Origin of the sequence: Streptomyces sp. WG7 (genome assembly GCF_049975785.1) — a bacterium.
Classification (GTDB): domain Bacteria; phylum Actinomycetota; class Actinomycetes; order Streptomycetales; family Streptomycetaceae; genus Streptomyces.
Window position 1 is genome coordinate 364,773 of sequence record NZ_JBNGGE010000001.1, and the last position, 18,819, is coordinate 383,591.

17 protein-coding genes are annotated in these 18,819 nt (G+C 72.0%); 9 read left to right on the plus strand and 8 right to left on the minus strand.

Features of this window, described 5'->3' with window-relative positions:
• Window positions 1-38 precede the first annotated feature (38 nt).
• Window positions 39-2,930: an FAD-linked oxidase C-terminal domain-containing protein gene (locus ACP4J0_RS01640; RefSeq protein WP_426596775.1), complete on the minus strand. Its 2,892-nt coding sequence runs from the start codon at window positions 2,928-2,930 to the stop codon at window positions 39-41.
• Window positions 2,931-3,041: 111 nt separating this feature from the next.
• Here ACP4J0_RS01640 and serC point away from each other — a divergent pair, with 111 nt between their 5' ends.
• A complete protein-coding gene (gene serC / locus ACP4J0_RS01645; RefSeq protein ID WP_426596776.1) occupies window positions 3,042-4,160 on the plus strand; it encodes a phosphoserine transaminase in 1,119 nt (372 codons plus the stop codon).
• A 148-nt stretch (window positions 4,161-4,308) separates the two neighbouring features.
• On the opposite strand, the gene ACP4J0_RS01650 is transcribed toward serC, so the two are convergent.
• The gene (locus ACP4J0_RS01650; protein ID WP_426596777.1) at window positions 4,309-5,136 is read right to left on the minus strand and encodes an ABC transporter permease; all 828 of its coding nucleotides are present in this window, start codon (window positions 5,134-5,136) and stop codon (window positions 4,309-4,311) included.
• Entirely contained in the window at window positions 5,133-6,104 is a 972-nt protein-coding gene (locus ACP4J0_RS01655) for an ATP-binding cassette domain-containing protein (RefSeq protein WP_426596778.1), read from the minus strand. The genes ACP4J0_RS01650 and ACP4J0_RS01655 overlap by 4 nt, the downstream gene beginning before the upstream one ends.
• Window positions 6,105-6,217: 113 nt before the next feature.
• On the opposite strand from ACP4J0_RS01655, the gene ACP4J0_RS01660 reads away from it, so the two are divergent.
• Window positions 6,218-7,015: a TetR/AcrR family transcriptional regulator gene (locus tag ACP4J0_RS01660; RefSeq protein WP_426596779.1), complete on the plus strand. Its 798-nt coding sequence runs from the start codon at window positions 6,218-6,220 to the stop codon at window positions 7,013-7,015.
• Here ACP4J0_RS01660 and ACP4J0_RS01665 read toward each other — a convergent pair.
• Complete coding sequence (locus ACP4J0_RS01665) at window positions 6,989-7,981, minus strand: WD40 repeat domain-containing protein (RefSeq protein WP_426596780.1); 993 nt, start codon at window positions 7,979-7,981, stop codon at window positions 6,989-6,991. The two genes, ACP4J0_RS01660 and ACP4J0_RS01665, sit on opposite strands and share 27 nt — an antisense overlap.
• Before the next feature lie 100 nt (window positions 7,982-8,081).
• Here ACP4J0_RS01665 and ACP4J0_RS01670 point away from each other — a divergent pair, with 100 nt between their 5' ends.
• A complete protein-coding gene (locus ACP4J0_RS01670) occupies window positions 8,082-8,762 on the plus strand; it encodes a GDSL-type esterase/lipase family protein (protein WP_426596781.1) in 681 nt (226 codons plus the stop codon).
• A gap of 260 nt (window positions 8,763-9,022) precedes the next feature.
• The gene (locus ACP4J0_RS01675) at window positions 9,023-10,015 is read left to right on the plus strand and encodes an aldo/keto reductase (RefSeq protein ID WP_426596782.1); all 993 of its coding nucleotides are present in this window, start codon (window positions 9,023-9,025) and stop codon (window positions 10,013-10,015) included.
• Window positions 10,016-10,147: 132 nt separating this feature from the next.
• Here ACP4J0_RS01675 and thpR read toward each other — a convergent pair whose 3' ends face one another.
• Complete coding sequence (gene thpR, locus ACP4J0_RS01680; RefSeq protein WP_426596783.1) at window positions 10,148-10,744, minus strand: RNA 2',3'-cyclic phosphodiesterase; 597 nt, start codon at window positions 10,742-10,744, stop codon at window positions 10,148-10,150.
• Between the two features lie 115 nt (window positions 10,745-10,859).
• On the opposite strand from thpR, the gene ACP4J0_RS01685 reads away from it, so the two are divergent.
• A complete protein-coding gene (locus ACP4J0_RS01685) occupies window positions 10,860-11,447 on the plus strand; it encodes a Uma2 family endonuclease (protein WP_426596784.1) in 588 nt (195 codons plus the stop codon).
• A gap of 12 nt (window positions 11,448-11,459) precedes the next feature.
• Here ACP4J0_RS01685 and ACP4J0_RS01690 read toward each other — a convergent pair whose 3' ends face one another.
• Both ACP4J0_RS01690 and ACP4J0_RS01695 read right to left on the minus strand, forming a co-directional pair.
• Window positions 11,460-12,830, minus strand: a complete 1,371-nt coding sequence (locus tag ACP4J0_RS01690) for an MFS transporter (protein WP_426596785.1) — start codon at window positions 12,828-12,830, stop codon at window positions 11,460-11,462.
• A 27-nt stretch (window positions 12,831-12,857) separates the two neighbouring features.
• Complete coding sequence (locus ACP4J0_RS01695; protein ID WP_381386255.1) at window positions 12,858-13,295, minus strand: MarR family winged helix-turn-helix transcriptional regulator; 438 nt, start codon at window positions 13,293-13,295, stop codon at window positions 12,858-12,860.
• A gap of 150 nt (window positions 13,296-13,445) precedes the next feature.
• On the opposite strand from ACP4J0_RS01695, the gene ACP4J0_RS01700 reads away from it, so the two are divergent.
• Window positions 13,446-13,634: a ribbon-helix-helix protein, CopG family gene (locus tag ACP4J0_RS01700; RefSeq protein WP_426596913.1), complete on the plus strand. Its 189-nt coding sequence runs from the start codon at window positions 13,446-13,448 to the stop codon at window positions 13,632-13,634.
• Window positions 13,635-13,664: 30 nt separating this feature from the next.
• Here the strand turns inward: ACP4J0_RS01700 and ACP4J0_RS01705 are convergent, their stop codons facing one another.
• Window positions 13,665-15,122: an NCS2 family permease gene (locus ACP4J0_RS01705; RefSeq protein WP_426596786.1), complete on the minus strand. Its 1,458-nt coding sequence runs from the start codon at window positions 15,120-15,122 to the stop codon at window positions 13,665-13,667.
• A 179-nt stretch (window positions 15,123-15,301) separates the two neighbouring features.
• On the opposite strand from ACP4J0_RS01705, the gene ACP4J0_RS01710 reads away from it, so the two are divergent.
• The 3 genes from ACP4J0_RS01710 to ACP4J0_RS01720 all read left to right on the plus strand — a co-directional run bounded on the left by ACP4J0_RS01710 (window position 15,302) and on the right by ACP4J0_RS01720 (window position 18,708).
• A complete protein-coding gene (locus ACP4J0_RS01710) occupies window positions 15,302-15,559 on the plus strand; it encodes a DUF2530 domain-containing protein (RefSeq protein WP_426596787.1) in 258 nt (85 codons plus the stop codon).
• 134 nt (window positions 15,560-15,693) lie between these two features.
• A complete protein-coding gene (locus tag ACP4J0_RS01715) occupies window positions 15,694-16,215 on the plus strand; it encodes a GNAT family N-acetyltransferase (protein ID WP_426596914.1) in 522 nt (173 codons plus the stop codon).
• Between the two features lie 99 nt (window positions 16,216-16,314).
• Entirely contained in the window at window positions 16,315-18,708 is a 2,394-nt protein-coding gene (locus tag ACP4J0_RS01720; RefSeq protein WP_426596788.1) for an HAD-IC family P-type ATPase, read from the plus strand.
• Window positions 18,709-18,819 lie beyond the last annotated feature (111 nt).

Sequence of the window (18,819 nt, forward strand, 5' to 3'; positions counted from 1 at the left end):
CGACCTCCCCCGACGCAGGGACTGCCGCCACCCGCCCGTCACTCCCCCTCCAACGCCTCCGCCAGCACCTCCGCCAGATGCCGTCCCCGCACCCCCGCCAGCTGCTCCAGCTGCGTCCGGCACGAGAAGCCGTCCGCCAGGACCACCGCCCCGTCCGGCGCCTCGCGCACCGCCGGGAGCAGCTGGTCCTCGGCGCAGGCGGCCGACACCTCGTAGTGGCCGTCCTCGAAACCGAAGTTGCCCGCGAGGCCGCAGCAGCCGCCGCTCAGCTCGCCGGTCAGGCCGGCCGCCTCGCGCAGGCGGCGGTCGGCCGTGTCGCCCAGGACCGCGTGCTGGTGGCAGTGGGTCTGGCCGGTGACCGGGCGGTCCACGGCGGGCGGAGTCCAGTCGGGGGCGTGACGTTCCAGGGCCTCCGCGAAGGTCAGGACGCGGGCCGCGAGCCGGGCGGCCCGCGGGTCGTCGTGCAGCAGCTCCGGCAGGTCCGTGCGCAACGCGGCGGCGCAGCTCGGTTCCAGCACGACGACCGGCGCGGACGTCTCCAGCACCGGGGCCATCAGGTCCAGGGTGCGGCGCATCACCGCGCGGGCGCGGTCCAGTTGGCCCGTCGACACGTACGTCAGTCCGCAGCACACCCGGCCCCGGCGGGCGGTCAGCAGCGCCAGAACCGACTTCGACGTGCCGTCCCCGATCACCGCACGCCCCCGCAGCAGCGTCGGCGGCAGCACCACCCGCAGCCCCGCGGCCTCCAGCACCCGTACGGCCGCCCGGCCCACGGACGGGGACAGGTGCTCGGTGAAGGTGTCGGGCCAGAGGACCACCAGCCCGCCCCCACCAGTTGCCCCCTGACGCCTCCGCCACCACCGGCTGAACGTCTCCCCCGCCAGCCGCGGCACCTCCCGCTCCCCCGCGATACCACCCAACCGTTTCGCCACCGCCGCCAACGGCCGCACGGCGGCCAGCGCGTTGACGACCGGCGCCACCCGCGCCCGCGCCGCCCAGCGCAGCCACACCGGCAGCCACCCCATCGCGTAGTGGGCGGCGGGGCGGCGGCGGCCCGCGTAGTGGTGGTGCAGGAACTCCGCCTTGTACGTGGCCATGTCCACCTCGACCGGGCAGTCGGAGCGGCAGCCCTTGCAGGACAGGCACAGGTCGAGGGCGTCGCGGACCTCCGTGGAGCGCCAGCCGTCCGTCACCAGCTCACCGGCGAGCATCTCGTGCAGCAGGTGTGCGCGGCCCCGCGTGGAGTGCTCCTCCTCCCCCGTCGCCCGGAACGACGGGCACATCACGCCCGAGCCGGCCACCGACGTCGTACGGCACTTGGCGACGCCGACGCAGCGGCGTACCGCCGCCGAGAAGTCGCCCCCGTCGGCGGGGTAGCCGAACTCCACGTCCACCGGCTCGCGCGGCAGGACGGCGAAGCGGAGGTTCGCGTCGAGCGGGGCCGGTCGGACCAGCATCCCCGGGTTGAGGAGGTCGTCCGGGTCCCAGACGGCCTTCGCCCGCTCGAAGAGGGCGACCGTCTCCTCGCCGTACATCCTCGGCAGCAGCTCCGCCCGCGCCTGCCCGTCCCCGTGCTCCCCGGAGAGCGAGCCGCCGTGCGCCACGACGAGGTCCGCCAGTTCCTCGGAGAAGCGGCGGAAGCGGACGACGCCGGCCGCCGTCAGCAGGTCGAAGTCGATGCGTACGTGGATGCAGCCGTCACCGAAGTGGCCGTACGGCGTGCCGCGCAGGCCGTGGGCGGCGAGCAGGCTCCGGAAGTCCCGCAGATAGTCGCCCAGCCGGGCCGGCGGCACCGCGCAGTCCTCCCACCCGGGCCACGCCTCCGCACCTCCCCCGGACCCCGTCCGGGAGGCGCCCACAGGCACCCGCGTCGCCGTACCGCTCGCATCCTCCCGGATCCGCCACAGCGCCCGCTGCCCGGCCGGGTCGGTCACCACCAGGGCGTCCACGACGTCCGCCGCCCGGACCACCGCCTCCGCCCGCGCGCGTGCGTCCGCCTCCGTCTCCCCGCCCGTCTCCACGAACAGCCACGCCCCGCCCCGGGGCAGCCCGGCCGCGGCCGTCGGCGGCACCAGGTCCACCGCCATGCCCTCCACCGTCAGCGGCCCGAGCGGCAGCAGCCCGGCCGCCGCCCGGGCCGCCCCGGACTCGTCGGCGTATCCGAGCACCGCCAGCGCCCGCGCGCGCGGCGCCTCGACCAGCCGGACCACCGCCTCGGTCAGCACGCCCAGCGTGCCCTCCGAACCGCAGAAGGAACGGGCCACGTCCGCGCCGTTCTCCGGCAGCAGCGCGTCCAGCGCGTAGCCGGAGATACGGCGGGGCAGGTCGGGGAAACCGGTGCGCAGCCGCGCCAGGTCGCCGTCGACCAGCTCGCGCAGGCCCTCCGGTGCCCCGGCCCAGTCCCGCCCGAGCCGCAGCCGCCGGCCGCGCGCGGTGAGCACCGTCAGCTCGCGCACGCTGTCCGCCGTCGTGCCCCACGCCACCGAGTGGGAGCCGCACGAGTTGTTGCCGATCATTCCGCCGAGCGTGCACCGGCTGTGGGTGGACGGGTCGGGGCCGAAGCGCAGGCCGTGCGGGGCGGCGGCCCGCTGGAGGCGGTCGAGGACCAGACCTGGCTGGACGACGGCCGTGCGCGCCTCCGGGTCGAGCGAGACCAGCCGGTTCATGTGCCGGGTGAAGTCCAGGACGATGCCCGTGCCGGTCGCCTGCCCCGCGATCGACGTCCCCCCGCCCCGCGCCACCACCGGCACGCCCCGCGCCCGGCACACCTCCAGCACGGCCGCCACGTCGTCGGCGTCCACCGGCGCCACCACCCCGAGCGGGACCCGGCGGTAGTTGGACGCGTCCATGGTGGTCAGTGCCCGGGACGTGGTGTCGAATCCGACCTCGCCGCGTACGGCGCCGCGCAGTGCTGCCTCCAGATCGGTCATGTCCTCCAGCATGAGCGCTTGTGGCTTGGCACAGGTCCGCACGGCGGAGATCTCGTCTCATCGGACGGACATGTCTCCGTCCGGTTTGGCCGAGGGGATACGCTCCCGCACGTGGCTGAGATCCAGATTCCTGCTGACATCAAGCCCGCGGACGGTCGATTCGGCGCGGGTCCCTCCAAGGTGCGGGTGGAGGCGCTGGACGCCCTGGCCGCCACCGGTACGTCCCTCCTCGGCACCTCCCACCGCCAGGCCCCCGTCAAGAACCTGGTCGGCAAGGTCCGTGAGGGCATCTCCGAGCTGTTCCGGCTCCCCGACGGCTACGAGGTGGTCCTCGGCAACGGCGGCTCCACCGCGTTCTGGGACGTCGCGACCCACGGCCTGATCGAGAACAAGTCGCAGCACCTGAGCTTCGGCGAGTTCTCCTCCAAGTTCGCCAAGGCCGCCAAGCTCGCCCCGTGGCTGGCCGAGCCGACGGTCGTCTCCTCCGACCCGGGCACGCACCCCGAGGCGCGGGCCGAGGCCGGCGTGGACGTGTACGCGTTCACCCACAACGAGACCTCGACCGGTGTCGCCATGCCCGTCAAGCGCGTGGCCGGGGCCGACGAGGGCTCCCTCGTCCTGGTCGACGCGACGTCCGGCGCGGGCGGCCTGCCCGTGGACATCGCCGAGACCGACGTCTACTACTTCGCCCCGCAGAAGTCCTTCGCCTCCGACGGCGGCCTGTGGATCGGCGTCTTCTCCCCGGCCGCGATCGAGCGCGCCGAGCGGATCCACGCGAGCGGCCGGCACGTCCCGGAGTTCTTCTCGCTGCCGACGGCGATCGACAACTCCCGCAAGAACCAGACGTACAACACCCCGGCCCTCGCCACCCTGTTCCTGCTGAACGAGCAGCTGGAGTGGATGAACGGCCAGGGCGGCCTGGACTTCACCACCGGCCGCACCAAGGACTCCTCGTCCCGCCTGTACGCCTGGGCGGAGGAGGCCAAGTACGCCACCCCGTTCGTCTCGGACCCGGCCAAGCGCTCCCAGGTCATCGGCACCATCGACTTCTCCGACGACATCGACGCCGCCGCCGTCGCCAAGGTGCTGCGCGCCAACGGCGTCGTCGACACCGAGCCGTACCGCAAGCTCGGCCGCAACCAGCTGCGCGTCGCGATGTTCCCGGCGATCGACCCGGCGGACGTCGAGGCGCTGACCAAGTGCGTCGACTACGTGATCGAGAAGCTCTGACCACCACTGCCGCCATACGGCTGGTACGACGATGAGGGGCACCCGGCGCATGCCGGGCGCCCCTCATCGCTCTTCGGCTCCTACCGGCTGAGCCGCTCCACCGGCTGAGCCGCTCCACCGACTGAGCCGCTCCACCGACTGAGTCGCTCTACCGGCTGAGCCGCTGGAAGCGCCGCACCGACAGCGGCAGGAAGATCGCCGTCAGCACCACCGGCCACACCCCGGCCATCAGCAGCGCGTGCTGTTCGACCCACGAGTCGCCGCCGCCCACCGGCGTGCCGAACAGCTCGCGGGCCGCGGCCGCCGTGGACGAGATGGGGTTCCAGGCGGCCACCCAGCCCAGCCAGTCCGGCATGAGCTGCGGGGCGACGAAGATGCTGGAGATCATCGTCAGCGGGAACGCCACCGCGAACAGACCGCCCGCCGCCTCCGGGTTGGGGACCAGCAGCCCCAGCCACACCCCGACCCAGATCAGCGCGAACCGGAGCCACAGCAGCAGCCCGAACGCGGCCAGGAAGTTCCAGCCCCCGTCCGGCCGCCAGCCCATGGCGAGCGCCGTCAGTACCAGGATCGTGAGCTCGGCGCAGGCGACGACCAGGTCGGTCACACCGCGCCCCGCCACCACCGCGGAGGAGGACATCGGCATGGAGCGGAACCGGTCGATGACGCCCTTGGTGGCGTCGTGGACGACGACGGTCGCGGTGTTGATGAAGCCGAACGCCATGGTCATCACGAACATGCCCGGCATCAGGAAGTCCTTGTAGTCCCCGCCGCCCGGCACGGTCATCGCGCTGCCGAAGACGTAGCCGTAGAGGAGGACGGACAGGATCGGGAAACCGAGCTGCCAGACGATGTTGACGGGCTGGCGCTTGTAGTGGGTCAGGCCGCGGCGGACGATGTTGCCGCAGTCGGCGACCGCCCAGTACAGCCGCCCGCGGTCACGCGTGCCTCCCGTGGTCAGGTCGAGGGCGCTCATGCCGCCGCCTCCTGCTTCTCCGCACTCGTACGGTGTCCGGTCAGGCGCAGGAACACGTCGTCGAGGCTCGGCCTGCGCAGCCCGATGTCCTCCACCCGGACGCCCTCGTCCTGGAGGGTGCGCGCCACCTCGGTGAGCGCGGCCACCCGGTCGGTGACCGGAGCGTGCACCCGCAGCGTCTCCTCGTCGGCCTCGGGTTCGCCGTCGCAGACGCGGGCGACCACCTTCACCACCCTCGGTATCTCGGCCCGCTCGGCGACCTGGACCTCGACGCGGTCGCCGCCGACCCGGTCCTTCAGCCCGTCCGGGGTGTCGTCGGCGATGGACCTGCCCCGGTCGATGACGGTGATGCGCGAGGCGAGCTTGTCGGCCTCCTCCAGGTACTGCGTGGTCAGCAGTACGGTCGTGCCGCTCGCCACCAGCGCCCGCACCGAGTCCCAGACCTCGCCGCGGCTGCGGGGGTCCAGGCCCGTCGTCGGCTCGTCCAGGAACAGGACGGCCGGGGCGAGGATCATCGACGCGGCGAGGTCGAGGCGGCGCCGCATGCCGCCGCTGTACTTGCCGACACCCCGGTCGGCGGCGTCGGTCAGGTCGAACTGCTCCAGCAGCTCCACGGCGCGGGCCCGGGCCCGCCGGCCGCCCAGGTGGAACAGGCGCCCGAACATCTCCAGGTTCTGCCGGCCGGTGAGCACCTCGTCCACGGCCGCGTACTGCCCGGTGAGGCCGATCCGCGCCCGCACCCCGCGCGCCTGCCGCCCGACGTCGAGGCCGGCCACCACCGCCCGTCCCCCGTCCAGCCGGACCAGCGTGGACAGGATGCGCACGGCCGTGGTCTTGCCGGCGCCGTTCGGCCCCAGCAGGCCGTGCACGGTGCCCTCGCGGACGGCCAGGTCGAAGCCGTCGAGGGCGCGTTTCCCGCCGTACCGCTTCTCCAGGCCCTCGGCCCGCACCGCGTACGCGTCGCTCATGGGTCCCCCTCTCTCTCCCTCACTGAGTACACCGTACTCGATTACGGGTACACCGTACCCAGTTCGGCGCGTACACCGTACCCAATTTTCTGCCGCGGATTTAAACTGACCGCATGGCAAGCGGCACGGAGAGCAGCGGCAGCGGCGACATCGGCCGCACCCTCGACCTGTTGTGGGACACCGGCAAGCGACCCAGCCGGGGACCCAAACCGGGTCTGACGCTGGAGCGGATCGTCGAGACCGCCGTCGAGGTCGCGGACCGGGACGGACTGGGCGCGGTCTCGATGCGCCGGATCGCCACCGAGCTGGGCACCGGGACCATGTCCCTGTACCGCTACGTCCCCGGCAAGGGCGAGCTGATCGACCTGATGCTGGACCGCGTGCAGCGCCCGTCCGAGAACCCCGGCGACCTCGGCGGCCTCGGCGACGGCGACTGGCGCACCGCGCTGGAGGAGCTCGGCCGCGCCACCCTCGCCCTCTACCGCCGCCACACCTGGCTGCTGGAGGTCAACCAGTCCCGCCCGATCCTCGGCCCGAGCGCCCTGGACGGCTTGGAGAAGGTACTCACCCGGATCAAACCGATGGGCCTGACCGACCCCGAGCTGGTGTCGGCGATCATCATGATCGACGGGTACGTCGTCGGCGCCGCCCGCACGCAGGTGCACGGGGAGGAGGCCGAGCGAAGTTCCGGACTGACGGACGCACAGTTCTGGCAGGCCCAGGAACCGGCGCTGGAGAAGGCCATGGCCAGCGGCCGCTACCCGGTCCTGGCCTCCCTCTCCGATGACACCTTCGGCACCGGCTTCGACCACTTCGAGTTCGGGCTGCAGCGCATCCTGGACGGGCTGGAGGTACTGGTGGCCGCGCGGCGCGCGGCGTCCGGCTCAGCGGCGGCGGAAGAGCCGTCGTAGCCCGAAGAACGCGGCGCCGCACGCGACGACCAGCCCGACCGTCCCGATCTTGAGGGTGTCCCCGCCGGACCCGCCGGACCCGTCATCCCCTCCGGAGCCCCCACCGGAGGCGCCGGAACCCGCCCCGCCCGACCCGCCGCCGCCCCCGGGCGCGTCCTGGGCCTTCACGGGGCTGCTCTCGCCCTCCATCCCGAGCAGCAGCTTCTCGCCGTCGGGCGTGTAGGTGACGGACTCGCCCTGCCCGAGCGGCACGCTGATCCGCCCCTTGCGCTGGATCCGCCCGCCGTTCCAGTCGTACCAGATGCCCCCGAGGTAGCCGCGCACGGCGAGCCGCTCGCCGTCCGGGGAGAAGGCGGCGTCGGTGGCCCACAGCTCGACGGGGGCGGCACGCCGGAAGACGTTGGTGCCGGACGCGGACAGCTTCGCCGGCCCCTCGTACAGGTGCCCGCCGTCCTCCTTCTTGTCGATGACGTAGACCCGCCCGGTCTTCGGGTGGACGACCATCGACTCCGCGTCACGGGCGCCGTCCGCGTACTTCACGACGTACTGCGTCGCCTTGACCGTCTGGTCCTTGAGCTCCTTCGGCTCGGGCAGCTCGTAGATCCACACGTGCGGCCAGGTGCCGCCGAGGTTGTCGCCGATGTCACCGACGAAGATCCGGTTGCCGGGCCCGATCGAGATCGCCTCGACGTCGCGGGGCGTGCCGACGCCGGAGAGCGCGACACGGGCGACGGTCTCGCCGGTGGAGCCGTCCACGGCGTAGAGGTACGGCCCGGTGTCCTGGTCGTTGTGCGTCCAGTAGATGCCGGGGTGCAGGCGGGAGGCGGCGAGGCCGCTGGACTCGGTGATGCGCGGGTCCTTGATCGTGAAGCCGTCGCTCCCGTCGTCCCCGTCGGCGGCGGAGGCGGGCGCGGCGAACGCGCCCACGAGAAGGGCCGAGGCGAGGAGGGCGAAAGATCGGCGCATGCGCCAAGCCTGCCATCCCGCACGGGCGTTCACCGCAACGGTCACCCAGCGTGGTCGGGCTCACATCGCGCCGGCCCGGCCCATCGTCCATGATGAGCGGATGCTCAGGTTCATGTTTGTCGGTGACTCCATGACGATCGGGAGCGCGGGCGAACACACGTGGCGCTACCGGATGTGGCAGCACCTGCGCGACTCCTACGGCCGCCCCTTCACCTTCGTCGGCCCCCGCGAGACACTCCACGACCAGTCGGCGGACGCCCCCACCTCGTACGCCTACGCCGACCCCGACTTCCCCCGCGCCCACCTGGCCGGCTGGGGCGAGGGCTGGCACCACATGACCCCGCTGATAGGCGAGACGGTACGCGCCTGCCGCGCGGACGTGCTCCTGGTCTCCCTGGGCCTGATCGACCTCGGCTTCTACACGAACGCGGAACAGACCAACGACAACGTCCGGGCCTTCGTGGCCGAGGCACGGTCGGCCAACCCGCGCGTGCGCATGGCCGTGATGCCGGTGATCCCGAACATCCGGGTGGAGGCCGACGAGACCTTCGCCGAGCAGGTCGCCCGCTTCAACGAGCTCCTCGTGAAGACGACCGCCGACCTCGACGAACCGCGCTCCTCACTGCTCCTCGTCCCGCCGCCGGTGTCGTACGACTTCCACACGGACACGTACGACGGCACGCATCCCAACGAGAGCGGCGAACACCGGATCGCGGAGGCGTTCGCGGAGGCGATGGACGAGGAGTGGGGGCTGGGCGGGCCCTACTCCGCCGCGTCGTAGACCGCCCGGATCGCCCGGATCGCCCGGACCGCCCAGATCGCCCGGACCGCCCGGGCCAGGCGGCCGGTACAGGGCCGCACACCGTCTCCCAGGGCACGACGGCCGACGACTACGGCCCCGAGAAGCTCGCCTACTCCGCCCCCGAGGTCCCCCTCTGTCTCATCGCCGGCCGCACCAGGGCAGGTGTCACCTCTTCCCCCGCGACCGACCGAACCAACCCGCTTGCCTGGAGCGCACTCCAAGCCGTTGGCTTGGGGACCATGAAGTACACGCAGCTGGGACGCACAGGACTCAAGGTCAGCCGGCTCGTCCTCGGGACGATGAACTTCGGTCCGCAGACCGACGAGGCCGACAGCCACGCGATCATGGACGCGGCGCTCGACGCCAACATCAACTTCTTCGACACCGCCAACGTGTACGGATGGGGCGAGAACAAGGGCCGCACCGAGGAGATCATCGGCAACTGGTTCGCCAAGGGCGGCGACCGGCGGGACAAGACCGTCATCGCCACCAAGGTGTACGGCAACATGGGCGCCGACGGCGAGGCCTGGCCCAACCACGACAAGCTCTCCGCCGTGAACATCCGGCGCGCGGTCGACGCCAGCCTCAAGCGGCTCCGGACCGACCACATCGACCTGTACCAGTTCCACCACATCGACCGCGCCACCGGATTCGACGAGATCTGGCAGGCCGTCGACACGCTGGTCCAGCAGGGCAAGGTCCTCTACGCCGGGTCCTCGAACTTCCCCGGCTACAAGATCGCCCAGGCCAACGAGACCGCCGCCCGGCGCGGCGGCACCATCGGCCTGGTCAGCGAGCAGTGCCTGTACAACCTGGCCGAGCGCCGCGCCGAGATGGAGGTCATCCCGGCCGCGCAGGACTACGGCCTCGGTGTCATCCCCTGGTCGCCGCTGCACGGCGGACTGCTCGGCGGCGTGATCAGGAAGGAGGTCCAGGGCGGGCGCCGCGCCTCCGGCCGGGCAGCCGACGCCCTGGCCGACCCCGCGAAGCGGGCGCAGATCCAGGCCTACGAGGACCTGCTCGACAAGCACGGCGTCGAGCCCGGCGAGGCCGCCCTGGCCTGGCTGCTGACCCGGCCCGGCGTGACGGGTCCGATCGTGGGTCCGCGCACGGCCGAGCAGCTCGCGTCGGCGCTGCGGGCCGTGGAGCTGGAGCTGCCGGAGGAGCTGCTGACCGGGCTGGACGAGATCTTCCCGGGGCCGGGCCCGTCGCCGGAGGCGTTCGCCTGGTGACGGCGTGAACGGGGCGGCGGCCGCCTCACGGCTGCTCAGCCGAGCGCCGCCGCCACCGCCACCACGAGCATCATCAGTACGAGTACACCGGCCATGATCCGGTTACGGGTCTTCGGGTCCACGCCCCCGAGCCTAACCGGAGGCGCCGAGCGGCCAACGGCCGACCGTCTCGTAACGGGGCTGCTCGCCCGGCACGCCGGACCTCGGCAGGTTGCTGCGCACCAGCTCCAGGTCCGTGACGGTCCAGGCCGGGCTGGTGAAGCCGGCCAGGGCCTCGACGTACGGCCGCACGTCGTACGCCGTCCGGCCGCGGGCCACCGTCAGATGGGGCTTGTAGCGCCGGTGCTCGCCCATCTCGACGCCCGCCCTGCGCCCCGCCGACTCCGCGCGGTCGGCCAGCAGCCGCAGGCGGGTGAGGTCCCCCTCCGCGCCCGCCCACAGTGCCCGTCCATGCCCGAAGTGGCCGCCCCCGCGCAAGGCCAGCCCGAAGGGCTCGGTGCGGTGGGCGGCCCGCTCCAGGCGGGCCGACAGGTCCGGTACGAGGTCGTCGTCGACTTCCCCGTAGAAGGCGAGGGTGAAGTGCCAATCAGCGGCTCCGCCGCGGTGCCAGCCGGCACGGCCGGTCCAGCGCAGGCCGTCCGCGCCGGGCAGCCTCCGCAGCGCGGCCACCTCGGCGGCGAGGGCGGCGGTGACGTCGTCCGGGGGCAGTACGGCGGCGAACAGTCTCATGGCGGCCAGTCTCCCTGGAGAACACGTGTACGTCCGCGCGTGTCCTGGTCACCGTGCGTATCGTTGTACCGCGCGGCTGCACTCGCGTCGGGGGCAGCCGGGGAGGAGCGCCACGATGACCGTCCTTGACGACAGGATCGAGATGGCCGAAGAGAGCACCGAGCTGACTCTGGACGTCATGTTCGAGTGGCTCGAGAAGATGCCCGTCCCCGAGGGATACAAGACCGAGATCGTCGGGGGTCACATCTTCATGACGCCACAGCGGGACACCCACTGGGACCTCATCCTGGACATCGTCGAGCAACTGCGGACCAAGTATCCGCGCAAGCGCGTGAAGTCCGACGTACGTATGGACTACCCCGGGTATCTCAACGGCTTCGCCTCCGATGTCGTGGCGCTGGCCGAAGGGGCCCGGAAGGACGACAAGGGCCGCTGGAGCCCCGAGGACGTCGAGTTCGTCGCCGAGGTCATCTCCCGGAGCACGGCCGGCAACGACCACGGCCCCAAGAAGGACGCCTATGCCGCCGCCGACGTCCCGGTGTATCTGATCGTGGACCCGTATGCCAGGGAATGGCATCTGCACACCCTGCCGCGGGACGGCAAGTACCACGCCGCCGTCAGCTTCGGCTTCGGCGAGGACATCGACCTGACCGGCACCGTCGTCGGCCTCACCCTCAAGACCGACGACTTCCCCCGCGACTGACCCGGGGACCGGCTACGCCGCCGGCGCCAGCTCCTCCCGCCGCTCCCGCGGCACGAAGCGGACCTTGGGGTGCCCCCGGTGCCAGCCGACCGACAGCCGCAGGTTGCCGACGCGGGCCAGGACCAGGCCGATGACGATCGCGGCCGTGGCGGCCACGGCGCCGCCCGCGGCGAAGCCGATCCGGGCGCCGTAGGTGTCCGTGACCCAGCCGACGATCGGGGCGCCGACCGGGGAGCCGCCGAGGAAGACCATCATGTACAGGGCCATGACGCGGCCCCGCATGGCCGGGTCGGTGGACATCTGGATGCTGGTGTTGGCGGTGACGTTGACCGTCATGCTGCAGACGCCTATCGGGACCATCAGCAGCGCGAACAGCCACAGCTCGGGTGCCGCCGCCGCCACGATCTCCAGCGTGCCGAAGGCGAGGGCCGCCGCGATCAGCACGCGCAGCCGCGCCGTGCCGCGCCGGGCGGCGAGCAGGGCGCCGGCGACCGAGCCGACGGCCATGAGGGTGTTGAAGAGGCTGTAGGCGCCGGCGCCCGCGTCGAAGACGTCGTCGGCGAAGGCGGACAGGAAGACCGGGAAGTTGAAGCCGAAGGTGCCGATGAACCCGACCAGGGTGATCGTCCAGATCAGCTCGGGGCGTCCGGCGACGTAGTGCAGGCCCTCGCGCAGCTGGCCCTTGCCGCGCGGGGCGCGCTCGACGGCGTGCAGGTCGCGGGAGCGCATCAGCAGCAGGCAGGTGAGCGGCGCGACGAAGGACAGGCCGTTGGCGAGGAACGCCCAGCCGGTGCCCACGCCGGTGATCATCAGTCCGGCGACGGCGGGGCCGACCAGGCGGGCGGACTGGAAGTTGGCCGAGTTGAGGCTGACCGCGTTCTGCAGCTGGTCCCGGCCGACCAGCTCGGCGACGAAGGACTGGCGGGCGGGGTTGTCGACGACGGTGGCCAGGCCCATCGCGAAGGCGGCGACGTAGACGTGCCAGACCTGGACGTGGCCGGTCAGGGTGAGGACGGCGAGGAAGAGCGCGGTGACGGCCATCGCGGACTGGGTGACCAGCAGCGTGGGCCGCTTGCGCAGGCGGTCGACGAGGACGCCGCCGTAGAGGCCGAAGAGCAGCATCGGCAGGAACTGCAGGGCCGTGGTGATGCCGACGGCGGCCGAGGAGCCGGTGAGGCTGAGCACCAGCCAGTCCTGGGCGATGCGCTGCATCCACGTGCCGATGTTGGAGACGACCTGGCCCAGGAAGAACAGGCGGTAGTTCCTGACCTTCAGGGAGGCGAACATCGAGGTCTTGCGAGTCTTGCGAGGGGCGTCGGGAGCGGTCGGGTCGTCGTGGCCGTCAGGTGCGGGGGCGGAAGCTGCTCCGGGTCCCGTACTCAAAAGGGTTCGCCTCCTCGCGATTGCTGCTTACCGGTGTGCGAGCTTCTCCAGCACGGGGGCGGCGGCGCGCAGTTTCGCCCACTCGTCCTCGTCGAGTCCCTCGACCAGCGTGGCCAGGAACGCGTTCCGCTTGCGGCGGCTCTCCTCGAGCATGACCACCGCCTGCTCGGTCTGCGTCACGACCTTCTGGCGCCGGTCCTCGGGATGTGGCTCCAGTCGGACCAGTCCCTTCGCCTCCAGGAGCGCCACGATGCGGGTCATCGACGGCGGCTGGACGTGTTCCTTGCGGGCGAGCTCGCCCGGGGTCGCGCTGCCGCAGTTGGACAGGGTGCCCAGCACCGACATCTCGGTGGGGCTCAGTGACTCGTCGACCCTCTGGTGCTTGAGCCGACGGGACAGCCGCATCACGGCGGAGCGCAGGGAGTTCACGGCGGCGGCGTCGTCGCCATGGTTGAGGTCCGGCATGTTCCTTAGCGTAACTCATTAGTCTCGCGAAATACCACCGCTCACCCGCCCGCGTGCCCGTGACGCCCGCCACTGAAACCCGAAGTTCACCCGTACGAGTGAGCAATTTCCGGAAAACGGAGCATCGTCCGGCCGGTGGGGGTGACCCTCGTGCCCATGGGGACCACTGTGCTCAGCCTGCGGATGGACGGGGAGCTGCTCGACCGGCTCCGGCACCACGCGGCGAAAAGAGGAATGAGCGTCCAGGACTATGTCGTCCGGACGCTCATCCGTGATGACTTCGACGAGCGGTTCCAGTCCGCCGTGGAGGAGACGGAGCGCTTCTACGGGGTCACCTGAGCCCCACCGGTCAGGCGCCGGTCACGCCGGTCAGGTGAGCCCCAGGGCCGGCATGAGGTAGTAGAAGGCGAAGACCGCGGACACCACGTACATGGTGACCGGGACCTCCCGGCCCCGCCCGACCGCCAGGCGCAGCACCGAGAAGGTGATGAAGCCCATGCCGATGCCATTGGTGATCGAGTAGCTGAACGGCATCATCAGCATCGTCACGAAGGCCGGGATCGCGATCGTGAAGTCGCTCCAGTCGATCTCCCTGATCGAGCCGGCCAGGATCAGGAAGCCGACCGCGACCAGCGCCGGGGTGGCCGCCTGGGAGGGCACCATCGTGGCGACCGGCGTGAGGAACAGGGCCACGGCGAACAGCGCGCCGCTGACGATGTTCGCGAAGCCGGTGCGCGCGCCCTCGCCGACGCCGGCCGTGGACTCCACGAAGCAGGTCGTGGCCGAGGCGGAGCTGGCACCGCCCGCGGCGACCGCGATGCCGTCGACGAACAGGACCTTGTTGATGCCCGGCATCTGGCCCTCACCGTCGGTCAGCTTCGCCTCGTCGCTGACGGCCATGATCGTGCCCATCGCGTCGAAGAAGCACGACAGCAGGACGGTGAACACGAACAGCACGCCGGTCAGGACGCCGACCTTCTCGAACCCGCCGAACAGGCTGACCTCGCCGACCAGGCCGAAGTCGGGGGTGGCGACGGGGTTGCCAGGCCACTCCGGGGTGGTCAGACCCCAGGACGGGATGTCGGCGACCGCGTTGATGACCATCGCGACGACGGTCATCACCACGATGGAGATCAGGATCGCGCCGGGGGTCTTGCGGACGATCAGCGCCAGGGTGAGCAGCACCCCGAGGGCGAAGACCAGCACCGGCCAGCCCAGCAGATGACCGCCGGTACCCAACTGGAGCGGGACGGTGGTCTGGGCGGCGTCCGGCATCCGGGTGATGAACCCGGAGTCGACGAGGCCGATCAGCATGATGAACAGGCCGATGCCGATGGCGATGGCCTTGCGCAGGCCGTAGGGCACGGCGTTCATCACGCGCTCGCGCAGGCCGGTGGCGACCAGCAGCATCACGACGAAGCCGGCCAGCACCACCATGCCCATGGCGTCCGGCCAGGACATCCGCGGGGCGAGCTGGAGGGCGACGACGGAGTTCACGCCGAGGCCTGCGGCGAGCGCGATCGGGACGTTGCCGATGACGCCCATCAGGAGCGTGGTGAACGCCGCCGTCAGGGCGGTCGCGGTGACCAGCTGGCCGTTGTCGAGCTGGTTGCCGTACATGTCCTTCGCGCTGCCCAGGATGATCGGGTTCAGCACGACGATGTAGGCCATCGCGAAGAAGGTGGCGAAGCCGCCGCGGATCTCGCGGGGCAGCGTGCTGCCGCGCTCGGAGATCTTGAAGTAGCGGTCGAGGCCGTTCTGCGGGGGCCGCCGGTCTTCCGGCGACTCGGGGGACGGGGGGACCTTGGCGGAGGCCGAGGTGGACATGCGGGACCTCATCACCAACAGGTTCCCCCACGGCCTTATTGGTGCTTCCTACGAATGAAAATGGTCAGAGACAAACGGATTCAGTATGAACGTATGAGCCACAGGATGCTATCTCCGCGCGTAGACCCGGGGTGGCGCCGTGCTGTCACCCCACCGGCGCCCTCTCGTAAGCTGTACGCATGACGAAGTGGACACCCACGCACGAGGCGCCGGAGCCCCTGGAGGGCCCCGTGGTCGCGACCATCGTCGGCGGCACCGTCCTCTGGTTCGTCCTCTTCCTCGTGCAGCTGCCCTTCTACGGCTGGTTCGACGACCGCGGGCACGCCTGGTGGGTATGGACCTGCCTGGCCGGCGCCGGGCTCGGACTGATCGGCATCTGGTACGTGCGGGGGCGCGACGCCGCGCTGAAGCGGGCGGCGTCGCGCGACGGCGCCTGACGCCCGTGACCGAGCACGGGCCGACCTCCCCGCCCGGGCCGGCGCCGACCTCCCCGCCCGGGCCGCACGCGCCGACCTCCCCGCCCGGGCCGCACGGGCCGACCGCCCCACCCGAGCTGCCTGAGCCGACCGTCCTGCCCGGGCAGCCCCGGCTGCAACGGCTGCGGCCCGGCCACGCGCCCGCCCTGCTCGCCTTCGAGCGGGAGAACCGGGCCTGGTTCGCCGCCTCCGTACCCGACCGGGGCGACGACTTCTTCGCCCGTTTCGACGAGCGGCTGGGCGCACTGCTGGCCGAGCAGGAGGCCGGGGTCTGCCACTTCCACGTGCTGACCGGTGCCGGCGGCGAGGTACTCGGCCGGGTCAACCTCGTGGACGTGGAACACGGCGTCGCCGATCTCGGCTACCGGATCGCCGAACATGCCGCCGGGCGGGGCCTGGCCACCCGCGCCGTGCGGGAGGTCTGCGCCCTCGCCGCGCGCGACTACGGACTGACCGCGCTGCGGGCCGCCGCCACACTCGAGAACGCCGCCTCACGGGCCGTACTGGCCCGCACCGGGTTCGTCCGCACCGGCGAGACGCGGCTCGACGGGCGCCCCGGGCTGACGTTCCGGCGCGAGCTCGGGGACCTCTGCCGTCCCGCGGTACACGCCCCGTAGTACTACGGCATCACTCGCCGGACCGCCCCGTCCTCCCGTGGTCGGAACTTCCGCCCATTCGGGGGGTGAAGCCCCAAAACCGCACGTACCGTCGAACGCATGACGCATCTCGACGCGGACGACCGGCCCGGTTCCGCGCTCCCCGTGCACGCCCCGACCCCGGCGACCGGCCTGACGGCAGCCGGGGTCGCCGAACGGGTGGCGCGCGGCCAGGTCAACGACGTGCCCGTGCGCAGCAGCCGGTCCCTCACCGACATCGTCCGCGCCAACGTCCTCACCCGGTTCAACGCGATCATCGGCGTGCTCTGGGTGATCATGCTGGGCGTCGCGCCGATCCAGGACAGCCTGTTCGGCTTCGTGATCCTCGCCAACACCGGCATCGGCATCGTCCAGGAGTGGCGGGCGAAGAAGACCCTAGACTCCCTGGCCCTGATCGGCGAGGCCCGGCCGACCGTGCGCAGGGACGGGACGGCCGCCGAGGTCAGCACGTCGGAGATCGTGCTGGACGACGTCATCGAGATCGGCCCCGGGGACAAGGCCGTCGTCGACGGGGTGTGCGTCGAGGCGGACGGGCTGGAGATCGACGAGTCGCTGCTGACCGGCGAGGCCGACCCGGTCGTCAAGCAGCCGGGGGACCAGGTCATGTCCGGCAGCTTCGTGGTGGCGGGCGGCGGGGCGTTCCAGGCGACCAAGGTCGGGCGCGAGGCGTACGCCGCGCAGCTCGCCGAGGAGGCCTCCCGCTTCACCCTGGTCCAGTCCGAGCTGCGGTCCGGCATCTCCACGATCCTGAAGTACGTCACGTGGATGATGGTCCCGACCGCGATCGGCCTGATCCTCAGCCAGCTGCTCGCCAAGGACGACGAGCTGGACGACTCGATCGCGCGGACCGTCGGCGGCATCGTGCCCATGGTCCCGGAGGGCCTGGTCCTGCTGACCTCCGTCGCCTTCGCGATCGGCGTGATCCGGCTCGGCCGCAAGCAGTGCCTCGTCCAGGAGCTGCCCGCCATCGAGGGCCTGGCCCGCGTCGACACCGTCTGCCTGGACAAGACCGGCACCCTCACCGAGGGCGGCATGGACGTCACCGGGCTGCGCGTCCTCGACGGCGCCGACGAGGAGCACGTCCGCACGGTGCTCGGCGCCCTCGGCGAGTCCGACCCGCGCCCGAACGCCTCCCTCCAGGCCGTCGTCACGGCGTATCCGGCCCCGGACGACTGGCGCTGCACCGAGTCGCTGCCCTTCTCCTCCGCCCGCAAGTACAGCGGCGCCGCCTTCAGCGAGGGCGACGGCGCCTCCAGTACGTGGCTGCTGGGCGCGCCCGACGTGCTGCTGGCGGAGAACGACCCCGCCCTCGCCGAGACCGGGCGGCTCAACGAGCAGGGCCTGCGGGTGCTGCTGCTGGCCCGCGCCCACCGTGACCTGGACGACCCGGGGGTGGCCGAGGGCGTCACGCCCGCCGCCCTGGTCGTCCTGGAACAGCGGCTGCGCCCGGACGCGGCCGACACCCTGCGCTACTTCGCCGACCAGGACGTCAGCGCCAAGGTCATCTCCGGTGACAACGCGGTGTCGGTCGGCGCGGTGGCCGCCAAGCTGGGGCTGTCCGGCACGGTGGTCGACGCGCGCCGGCTGCCCGCCGGCCGGGAGGAGATGGCCGGGGCGCTCGACGACGGCACGGTCTTCGGCCGGGTCACCCCGCAGCAGAAGCGGGACATGGTCGGTGCCCTCCAGTCGCGCGGGCACACGGTCGCGATGACCGGTGACGGCGTGAACGACGTGCTGGCGCTCAAGGACGCCGACATCGGCGTGGCGATGGGCTCGGGCTCGGAGGCCACCCGGGCGGTCGCGCAGATCGTGCTGCTGAACAACAGCTTCGCCACGCTGCCGTCGGTGGTGGCCGAGGGCCGCCGGGTCATCGGCAACATCACCCGGGTCGCGACCCTGTTCCTGGTGAAGACCGTGTACTCGGTGCTGCTGGCGATCCTGGTGGTCTGCTCCCAGGTCGAGTACCCGTTCCTGCCCCGGCACCTGACCCTGCTCTCCACGCTCACGATCGGCGTGCCCGCCTTCTTCCTGGCCCTCGCGCCGAACAAGGAGCGGGCCAGGCCCCACTTCGTACGGCGTGTGATGCGGTACGCGATCCCCGGCGGGGTGCTGGCCGGGGCGGCGACCTTCACGACGTACCTCGTCGCCCGGCAGCACTACTCCGGTCCGGGGGCGCTGGACGCGGAGACGAGCGCGGCGACGCTGACGCTGTTCCTGATCTCCATGTGGGTGCTGGCGATCATCGCCCGCCCGTACACCTGGTGGCGCGTGGGGCTGGTGGCGGCGATGGGTGCGGGCTTCCTGGTGGTGCTGGCGGTGCCGTGGCTCCAGGACTTCTTCGCGCTGAAGCTGGTGGGCGTGACCATGCCGTGGGCGGCGGTCGGCATCGCGGTGGCGGCGGCGGCCGTCCTGGAGTTCGCGTGGAGGTGGGTCGACCGCCGCGTACCGGCCTAGCCGGGCCGGACCGCCGGGCGGCCGCGTACCGGCTAGCCGGGCCGGACCGCCGGGCGGCCGCGTACCGGCTAGCCGGGCCGGACCGCCGGGCCGCTCCGGCCCGGGGGGGCC

Coding starts and splice junctions, on each gene's coding strand:
- ACP4J0_RS01665 (WP_426596780.1), bottom strand. CDS start 7,981: ATGCGCCGATCTTTCGCCCTCCTCGCCTCGGCCCTTCTCGTGGGCGCG.
- ACP4J0_RS01655 (WP_426596778.1), bottom strand. CDS start 6,104: ATGAGCGACGCGTACGCGGTGCGGGCCGAGGGCCTGGAGAAGCGGTAC.
- ACP4J0_RS01640 (WP_426596775.1), bottom strand. CDS start 2,930: ATGACCGATCTGGAGGCAGCACTGCGCGGCGCCGTACGCGGCGAGGTC.
- ACP4J0_RS01675 (WP_426596782.1), top strand. CDS start 9,023: ATGAAGTACACGCAGCTGGGACGCACAGGACTCAAGGTCAGCCGGCTC.
- ACP4J0_RS01650 (WP_426596777.1), bottom strand. CDS start 5,136: ATGAGCGCCCTCGACCTGACCACGGGAGGCACGCGTGACCGCGGGCGG.
- ACP4J0_RS01695 (WP_381386255.1), bottom strand. CDS start 13,295: ATGCCGGACCTCAACCATGGCGACGACGCCGCCGCCGTGAACTCCCTG.
- ACP4J0_RS01720 (WP_426596788.1), top strand. CDS start 16,315: ATGACGCATCTCGACGCGGACGACCGGCCCGGTTCCGCGCTCCCCGTG.
- ACP4J0_RS01705 (WP_426596786.1), bottom strand. CDS start 15,122: ATGTCCACCTCGGCCTCCGCCAAGGTCCCCCCGTCCCCCGAGTCGCCG.
- ACP4J0_RS01670 (WP_426596781.1), top strand. CDS start 8,082: ATGCTCAGGTTCATGTTTGTCGGTGACTCCATGACGATCGGGAGCGCG.
- thpR (WP_426596783.1), bottom strand. CDS start 10,744: ATGAGACTGTTCGCCGCCGTACTGCCCCCGGACGACGTCACCGCCGCC.
- ACP4J0_RS01660 (WP_426596779.1), top strand. CDS start 6,218: ATGGCAAGCGGCACGGAGAGCAGCGGCAGCGGCGACATCGGCCGCACC.
- ACP4J0_RS01710 (WP_426596787.1), top strand. CDS start 15,302: ATGACGAAGTGGACACCCACGCACGAGGCGCCGGAGCCCCTGGAGGGC.
- ACP4J0_RS01685 (WP_426596784.1), top strand. CDS start 10,860: ATGACCGTCCTTGACGACAGGATCGAGATGGCCGAAGAGAGCACCGAG.